Below are 8091 nucleotides of genomic sequence, written 5' to 3'. Positions count from 1 at the left end.
ACCACCAACTCGGGAATCCAGGGAAGGCCGGCCTCGACAAGGGCCTGGCGATATCCGGCCAGACGCCAGCCGCTGGCACCGTGCACGGTGTGACCAATGATGTGGGCGATCCGCTGATGCCCCAGAGCGATCAAGTGGTTCACGATTTCGCACGCGGCTTTTTGTTCATCCATGAACACGCCGATCATGCCCGCCCGATGCTTCGGCGCCACGCAGGCATAAATCACACCATGTTCCTTGAGCCGCGCGAGCAGGCCCGGATGATCGCTGACCGGAGGCGTCAGCACCAGGCCATCTGGTCGATGCGCCGAAATCAGGGTGTCAACGCGCTCGACGAAATCCTCCGCTTCGGCATGCAGCGGCCGCACCAGCATGCTGTACTGATGCTGGTCGCAGGCTTCCAGCACGCCGTCCTGGACCTCGGTCAGGTAACTGGACGATGGATTGTCGTACAGGGTGGCGACCATGAACGACTGGTTGCTGGCGAGGCTGCGTGCCGAAAGGTGCGGCCGGTAATTGAGTTCAAGCATCACGGCACGCACCCGTGCTCGCGTGGAGTCGCGCACGTTGATTTCATCGTTGAGCACACGCGACACCGTTTTGGGAGAAACTCCGGCGGCTCGTGCCACATCTTCGAGACGTACCCGCATGTCACTTTTCCAGGTCGGGCAGATCTTGCACCACATGAAACTATGCGTTCAAACATTCGGCAGTACAAGCCACGCGTATGGAAGATGCCCGATTGGCGCACGTTTATCGGGTTCGAACCCAACATCAGCAAATTGGGTGCAATTGAGTGCCGAACGTGCAGTCAAAACGGATTTAAAGTACTGCAGGAGCAGCGCTTGCAGATGAGCTGCAAGCGCACGAGCATGCTCCCGCGCGGCCAGCCAACAAGCTTCAGCCGGGCTTCTCCGGCCAGCGTCGTTGGTTTGTGCAGCATCCGGCGATGGCTCATCCGGCCATTCTGACGATGCTGCCGTGTGGGGCCATCAGCATGTCCTTCAGCTCATCCCGTGGATGATCCGAGTACCCGGACATGAGCCGGAATCGGCTCACCAGCAAAGCCATCGCTCGCCGCGCGATGACATGGCCGTCGCGCCGCTGGGCGCCCGCCGAACGACTCCTGACGCACAACGCACCGTCGGGCGCGCACTTGACCCCGGTCAACGCCTGCGCCTGGTGTTCGGCGCACGCTGGCCGTGCCTGCACGGACGTGTGCGCAGTCTTTGCAGACCCGTGAACCCGCGCAACCCGGTGCCGGAGGATTGTCCATGTACAAGCACATCCTGTCGCCGACTGACGGTTCCGAACTGTCCATGCACGCCGTGGATGTGGGCGTTGGTCTGGCGCGAACGTGCGACGCGAAAATCCATGCAATCCATGTGCTGGCCCCTTTTGCGGCTATGCTCCATTGCACCGAAATAGCGCAGATCCCTGAGGCCACCCATACCGCGCAGGTCATCGCCAAGGCCAGGCAGATCCTGGGCCAGGTTCGCCAGCGCGCGAAGATGGATGGCACGCCCTTCGAGGCCGAGTTCCTGTTCGCCCCGCAACCGGCCAACGCCAGCGTGGAACTCGCTGCGACACCGGGCTGTGACCTGATCGTGATGGGCTCGCACGGCCGCGGCGGCCTGCATCGGCTGCTGCTGGGCAGCCAGACCTGCAAGGTGGTCCAGCAAGGCGACCTGCCCGTGCGGGTCTGCAAGTGAGGCGGCTTCAACGCTGGCTCAATTCGGGCCTGCTTGCTTTCACCCTGCTGGCCCTGACCGCGGGCGGCATACTGCGCGTTCTTGATCGTGGCCATCTGGCCGACCTGGCCTGGGGCGCCAGCGGCGTGTTGTTGGCGGCATTGCTCCTGGTGGAGGTCGTCCGCCACCTGCTGCGCCGGGAAATGGGCGTGGACCTGATTGCGTTGCTGGCCATCAGCGGCGCCGTGGCCATGGGGCAGGCACTGGTTGCTGCCGTGATCGCGCTGATGCTGTCGGGCGGTCGGGCCCTGGAGGATTACGTGGGTCGGCGCGCCGAACGCGAGCTGCGGCGATTGATCGACCGTGCACCCCGTTTCGCCTGGCGTTATCGCGACGACGAACTGGAAAAGGTGCCCGTGGACGAGGTGGTCCCAGGCGACCGTTTACTGCTGCGCATGGGCGAAGTGGTGCCGGTGGACGGCACGGTGCTGGGCGCCAGCGCCACGCTGGACGAATCGGCCTTGACCGGTGAATCCCTGCCGGTGCGCCGCGCCCCGGGCGAGCTGATCCGCAGTGGCGGGGTCAATGCCGGCTCGCCGTTCGAGTTTCGGGCCGGGCAGAGCGCCCGCCAGAGTACCTATGCCGGCATCGTGCGCATGGTCGAATCGGCACGGGACTCGCGCGCGCCGATGGCCCGACTGGCTGATCGCTACGCGCTGATCCTGATCCCGGTGACCCTGCTGATTGCCGGCCTGGCATGGCTGTTCAGCGGCGATCCGCTGCGCGCACTGGCGGTACTGGTCGTGGCTACACCGTGTCCACTTATCCTGGCGGTACCGGTGGCGCTGGTCGCCGGAATTTCACGCTGTGCCAAACGCGGGATCCTGGTCAAGAACGGTGGAACGCTGGAGGCGCTGGCTGGCGCACGCACGCTGTTTCTGGACAAGACCGGCACACTGACTACTGGCCAGGCCGTGATCGTCGCCGTTGAAACGGCCGGCACGATGTCCGCGCAACGCCTGCTGCAGCTGTCCGCTTCGTTGGCGCAGGCCTCGCCGCACGTGATCGCGCAGGCCATCGTAACCGCGGCGCACCAGCGGGAGCTGCCCCTGCAGCCCCCCGTGGATGTGCACGAGCAACCGGGGGCAGGACTGCTCGGTCATGTGGACGGCCACGCAGTGGTCCTGGGCAATGCCGCGTATGTGGCTGCGCAGGCGCGGGAAACGCCCTGGATCAAGACCACGCTGCAGCGCATGGACCATGAGTCGATGGGCGGCAGCTTCATCGCCATCGATGGCACTGTGGCCGGCGCGGTGCTGTTCAGCGACCAGCTGCGGCTGGAATCACCGCGTGCGTTGCGGCTGCTGCGCCGCGCCGGCATCCAGCGCATTGTCATGTTGACCGGTGATCGCATCGATACCGCCGACACGATCGGCCTGGCCGCTGGCGTGGACGAAGTGCACGCCGGTCTTGAACCTGCCGACAAACTGGACGCCATTGTGCAGGCCCGCGCACTGGGCATCACGCTGATGGTTGGCGACGGCATCAACGATGCGCCCGCGCTGGCGGCCGCCGATGTCGGCATCGCCATGGGCGCGCGCGGCGCCACGGCCTCGTCGGAGGCCGCCGACGTGGTGCTGCTGGCCGACCGGCTTGACCGCATTGCGGAAGCCATGCAGATCGCCCGTCGTTCGCGGCGCATCGCCGTGCAGGGCGTGCTGGGGGGCATGGGGTTGTCGTTCGTTGCCATGCTGGTGGCCGCTTGGGGGTACCTGCCGCCACTGGACGGCGCCATTGTGCAGGAAGTCATCGACGTGGCGGTGATCGTGCATGCCCTGCGCGCACTGGGCGCGGCGCGTGGGCTGGGAGCAGTCCCCGCGCTCGAGGGCACGCATGCCGACCGGCTTCGTCTAGAACACAACGCGCTGCTGCCCCTGCTGCAGCGTCTCCACGACTCCGCCCGCACCATAGCCGGCGTGGGGCCGCACGCTGCCCAGCGCGAACTGACCGAACTACTGGCGATGCTCGATCGCGACCTGCTCCCGCACGAACACGCCGACGAGGCCGATCTGTACCCGCAACTTGCCAGCCAGCTGCATGGGGAGGACCCGCTTGCGGCGATGAGCCACACCCATCGCGAAATCTTCCGCCTGGTGCAGCGGCTCAAGCGCCTGCATGCCGCCGCGGACGAGACCACATCAGGCATGGAACAGGTCCAGCATCTGCTGCTGCAGCTGGACACGGTGGTGCGCCTGCACTTAGAGCAGGAAGAAGAGCTCTATTACAACCTCGACCGGCGCTGATCGAAGGATCCTGTGCACCGCGGCAACCCGGGAGCTGGCCCGGGTGATCCTGCTCGACGCCGCCAGCCTGCAGGTAGAGGCCGCCCAGTGCCAGCGGCGTAGTGGCGGTCGGCGCGGCGAACAGACCCAAGCGCCGCTGTATACCCTGGACGACGCCTTGCATGCCTTCGATTTCTTCGACGGCGACATCGGCTACAGCGCGACCTTTGCCGTGGCCGAAGGCGTCCACGCGCAGTTCCTGGATGCCGGCCATATCCTGGGTTCGGCCTCGGTCCTGCTTGCGCTGGATGACGGCACGATCCAGCGCAGCATGCTGTTTTCCGGCGACCTGGGCAGTCCCGGAAAACCGATCCTGCGCGATCCCGTGCCGGCGCCCGTTGCCGACTACGTGGTCATGGAAACCACCTACGGCGACCGCATGCACCGCAAGCTGCCCGACTCGATCGAGGAGTTGTACCGGTCCATTCGCGAGACCTCGGCGCGCCGCGGCAACGTGATCATCCCGACCTTTGCCCTGGAGCGGGCGCAGGAAGTGCTGTACATGCTGCACCAGGGCTTGCGCGACGGAATGATCCCGCCCCACGTGCGGATCTTCCTGGATTCCCCAATGGCCATCTCGGCCACCGAGATCATTCGCCGCCATCCGGAATGCTACGACAACGACTTTTTGCAGGAATTGCGGGGCGGCGATCCATTCGACATGCCAGGGCTTCACTTCACGCGCGATACTTCCGCCTCCATGGCCATCAACTCCATCGACAGCGGCGCGGTGATCCTGGCCGGCTCGGGCATCTGCACTGGCGGCCGGGTCCGCGACCATCTCAAGCACAACCTATGGCGCGATCGCTGCAGCGTGGTGTTTGTGGGTTACGCAGCAAAGGGTACGCTGGCGCGTGCCATCATCGATGGAGCCTCCAGCGTGCGCGTGTTCGGCGAGAAGATCATGCTGCGCGCCAAAGTCTGGACCATCAACGGCTTCTCGGCGCACGCCGACCAGGCCGAACTACTGGCCTGACTGGGCACCCATCCGCGTCGCAAGGTGTTCCTGGTGCACGGGGAATATGACCGCGGCATGCGCGTGATGGAGGACATACTTGGACAATGCGGCACCAAGAGCCACATGCCGGGCATGCACGAGCCGATCCTGATCGATTGACGACTGCCACCGCGCAGCAGGGATCCAGGATCAGGTCCCTTCCGGCCATGTCACCACGGGCAGTCGCTCGAAGGCCGGCTGCGCGAACAGGAAGCCCTGGAACAGTTCGATGCCCATGTCCGCCAACAGGTCCATCTCGGCTAACGTTTCCACGCCCTCGGCAATCACATCGATGTCCAGCGCGCGGCATACGCCGAGGGCCCCCTGCACAATGGCCTGGCGGACCGGATCCTTGTCGATGCGATGCACCAGCGCCATGTCCAGCTTGATCAGATCGGGCTGGAACTCGGCCAGCAGGTTGAGGTTGGAATAACCGGCGCCGAAATCATCGATAGCGGTCTTGAATCCCTGCCGCTGGTATTCACGGATGATGCTCTTGAGGTGCTCCTTGTCGACCAACTCCTCCTTTTCCGTGACCTCGAAGATCAATTGATCGATCGGGAACCCGAAGCGTCGCGCCGCCTGCAGGGTGGCACGGATGCATGTTGCAGCCTGGTACACCGCATTGGGCAGGAAGTTGATGCTGACAAAGCACGGCACAGCCAGTTTCGCCGCCAATTCGACCGCCTTCACGCGACAGGACTGGTCGAACATGTAGCGGTTGCTCTCATTGATGCGGTCCAGGATGTCTGCCGCACCGGTATTGTCGGCACCGCGCACAAGCGCTTCGTACGCATAGACACTTCGCGAGCGTAAGTGGACGATCGGCTGGAAAGCCATGGTGAATGCGAATGAAAGCGGTGCCCCGTCGCGACATGACGCGCATGGCGGGATTACATCGTTCGCTGACGTCATCTATGGCTTCCTGTTGCAAATGGTCTCCACGCGTGGAGGGATGTCACCCAGTCATCGCATGATATTCACGCCTGCATCCGTTCCCATCCTAAGGCAAGCTCTGGGGAATGATAAGAACGCGGGGCATGACCGGATCGCGAGCATGCCGCCACACATTCATGACATGCCGTTAGCTCGAGATGGACCCGCCGGTCGCTTCGACGCTCTCCAAGCGGGACCGCGAAAGCAGCTTTTGTCGGTACATGTCGCGGTCGGCGAAGGCATACAGTTGGGTCTCGTCCTCGCCCTCGTCGGGGTACAGCGACATGCCGATGCTGGCCTGAGCGCGCAAGCGGTGTCCGTCGACCTCGAATCCGGATCCCAGCGCCGCATGCAGCGAGTCCATGACCCGCTGCGCCACATCGCCGCCATGTCCGTCGACCAGGATCACCGCGAATTCGTCGCCACCCAGGCGCGCCAGCGTATCCTGTTCCCGCACGCTGCTGGCGAAGCGGCTTGAGATCTGCCGCAACAGAGCGTCGCCCACCGCATGGCCAAGCGAGTCGTTGACCTGCTTGAAGTCGTTCAGGTCAATGACCACCAGCGCCAGCGACCTGCGGTTTCGCTGAGCATCCGCGATGGCCACCTCCAGACGCTGCAGGAACAGGCGCCGGTTGGGCAGCCCCGTCAATGCGTCATGCAGCGAAGCATGCTCAGCCTTGGCCATCTGCTCTTCGAGCAGGGTGAAGATCAGGCCGGTAGCGACCAGGAACTTGGGCAGGTTCCAGACTTCGTGCTCGACCTGGACATGCGGAAGCAGAACATGGAACAGCAGGCCGACCGGAAACACCAGGGCCCAGGCCAGGAAGCTGATGGTGGTGAAAAGCACACCGACACTGGAACGTGTAGAGCCCATGCGAAAGAAGATCGCGACGGCAAGGTAATGCCAGCACAACGACCAGTTCAGGACGCTATCGGTACGATCCAGATACAGCAGCAGGGCCTGCAACGCGTAAACGCTGAATATGGCGACCGGGCGCAGCAACAAACCGCTTCGGTCACTGCTGCGCCGGCCGCCGCGGAATACCCACAAGGTGGCCAGCAGTCCGGCAGTAGTCAGCGCGAAGTAGATCGCTTTGTCGGTCACCCCGTACACCAGGCACGCATACAAAACCGCATCCGGGGTAGCGGCGAGCAGGGTGGCCGGCAGGTCTCGTTTGGTCGGCTGCCGGCGCATGTCGTTACCGGCCCAGATGAATGCCATGCTGGTCAGCAGCAGCATGATCAGGGAAACCGCGATCGCGGGTGTCGCCGCCGCAGCGACGTTCTGGCTGATGAACTGGGCCACGATATGCACCAGCACCAGTACCCAACCCACCAGCCAGTAGCGAAGCCGGGACTGCCGGGTCCGTTTGAGCAGCGACCAGAACACGGCGACCAGCCCGCCAATGGCCAGGAAATCCGGTAGAACCGAAACATTCATGATGCTGTCTGGGCGAACCTCACGGGCTGGGATTCACGGATACACACGGCATCCGTGCCGTCAGGGATCCGCCCTTGCCGAAACCGCCTGGTATCTGGCGGCAGTCAAGTACGCGGTTTGTTGCACCGACGCGCGATCCCAAGTCCGACGGATACAGAGCAGGTCTCCAGGGCAGCGCAGGGCTCCGTCATCATAGCGCAGGTACCGGATTGCAAATCAGTCCCTCAATTCCTCGTGTGGACGCGAGGTCGCCGGGCCATTCAGGCCAGGTTTCCAGGCAGGCAACGCCCGCTACAGGGCATCGGCATCCAGCTCGCCGGTGCGAATACGGACCACCTGTTCGAGCGAACTGACGAAGATCTTGCCGTCCCCCACCTTGCCTGTGCGCGCCGACTGCTGGATGGCTTCCAACGCCCGCTCCAGCAAATCATCCGACACGGCCGCCTCGATCTTGATCTTGGGAAGAAAATCGACCACGTACTCGGCACCTCGATACAGTTCAGTGTGGCCTTTCTGTCGCCCAAATCCACGCACCTCGCTGACGGTAAGCCCCTGCACATCAATATCGGCCAGCGCTTCGCGAACGTCGTCGAGCTTGAATGGCTTGATGATGGCGGTAATCAGCTTCATGCGGGGATCTCTTGGAGGAACAGGTCTATACCGACACTATAGCGGCTGTCCTGC

Annotated in this window: 7 protein-coding genes; 3 read left to right on the top strand and 4 right to left on the bottom strand. The window is 63.8% G+C overall.

Annotated features, from left to right (window positions below; all coding sequences use genetic code 11):
- Window positions 1-650: LacI family DNA-binding transcriptional regulator (locus PF446_RS02325; protein WP_298069303.1), on the bottom strand; the 650-nt coding region annotated here is incomplete at its 3' end.
- Between the two features lie 624 nt (window positions 651-1274).
- Here PF446_RS02325 and PF446_RS02320 point away from each other — a divergent pair.
- The 3 genes from PF446_RS02320 to PF446_RS02310 are packed head-to-tail and all read left to right on the top strand — an operon-like array spanning window position 1275 to window position 5009.
- Window positions 1275-1712, top strand: coding sequence for a universal stress protein (locus tag PF446_RS02320; protein WP_298069301.1), 438 nt, complete (start codon window positions 1275-1277; stop codon window positions 1710-1712).
- Window positions 1709-3994: a heavy metal translocating P-type ATPase gene (locus PF446_RS02315; RefSeq protein WP_298069299.1), complete on the top strand. Its 2286-nt coding sequence runs from the start codon at window positions 1709-1711 to the stop codon at window positions 3992-3994. The genes PF446_RS02320 and PF446_RS02315 overlap by 4 nt, the downstream gene beginning before the upstream one ends.
- A 43-nt stretch (window positions 3995-4037) precedes the next feature.
- Window positions 4038-5009, top strand: coding sequence for an MBL fold metallo-hydrolase (locus tag PF446_RS02310; protein WP_298069297.1), 972 nt, complete (start codon window positions 4038-4040; stop codon window positions 5007-5009).
- A 171-nt stretch (window positions 5010-5180) separates the two neighbouring features.
- On the opposite strand, the gene PF446_RS02305 is transcribed toward PF446_RS02310, so the two are convergent.
- From PF446_RS02305 to PF446_RS02295, 3 genes are all read right to left on the bottom strand, one after another.
- On the bottom strand, window positions 5181-5870 hold the full coding sequence (locus tag PF446_RS02305; RefSeq protein WP_298069295.1) for an EAL domain-containing protein: 690 nt from the start codon (window positions 5868-5870) through the stop codon (window positions 5181-5183).
- Window positions 5871-6114: 244 nt separating this feature from the next.
- Window positions 6115-7407 (bottom strand): GGDEF domain-containing protein, encoded by a 1293-nt coding sequence (locus PF446_RS02300; protein WP_298069293.1) that lies wholly within the window; start codon window positions 7405-7407, stop codon window positions 6115-6117.
- Window positions 7408-7698: 291 nt separating this feature from the next.
- Window positions 7699-8037 carry a P-II family nitrogen regulator gene (locus PF446_RS02295; RefSeq protein ID WP_298069291.1) on the bottom strand — a complete coding sequence of 113 codons (339 nt, stop codon included), beginning with the start codon at window positions 8035-8037 and terminating at the stop codon, window positions 7699-7701.
- Window positions 8038-8091 lie beyond the last annotated feature (54 nt).

The sequence above is a fragment of the Oleiagrimonas sp. genome, from assembly GCF_027858935.1.
GTDB lineage: Bacteria > Pseudomonadota > Gammaproteobacteria > Xanthomonadales > Rhodanobacteraceae > Oleiagrimonas.
The sequence above is the reverse complement of the archived record's forward strand: the minus strand, read 5'-3'. Positions and strand labels throughout refer to the sequence as shown.

What these genes read in the sequence shown, in the direction of transcription:
- PF446_RS02320 (WP_298069301.1), top strand. Translation starts at nt 1,275, where the DNA reads ATGTACAAGCACATCCTGTCGCCGACTGACGGTTCCGAACTGTCCATG.
- PF446_RS02300 (WP_298069293.1), bottom strand. Translation starts at nt 7,407, where the DNA reads ATGAATGTTTCGGTTCTACCGGATTTCCTGGCCATTGGCGGGCTGGTC.
- PF446_RS02295 (WP_298069291.1), bottom strand. Translation starts at nt 8,037, where the DNA reads ATGAAGCTGATTACCGCCATCATCAAGCCATTCAAGCTCGACGACGTT.
- PF446_RS02305 (WP_298069295.1), bottom strand. Translation starts at nt 5,870, where the DNA reads ATGGCTTTCCAGCCGATCGTCCACTTACGCTCGCGAAGTGTCTATGCG.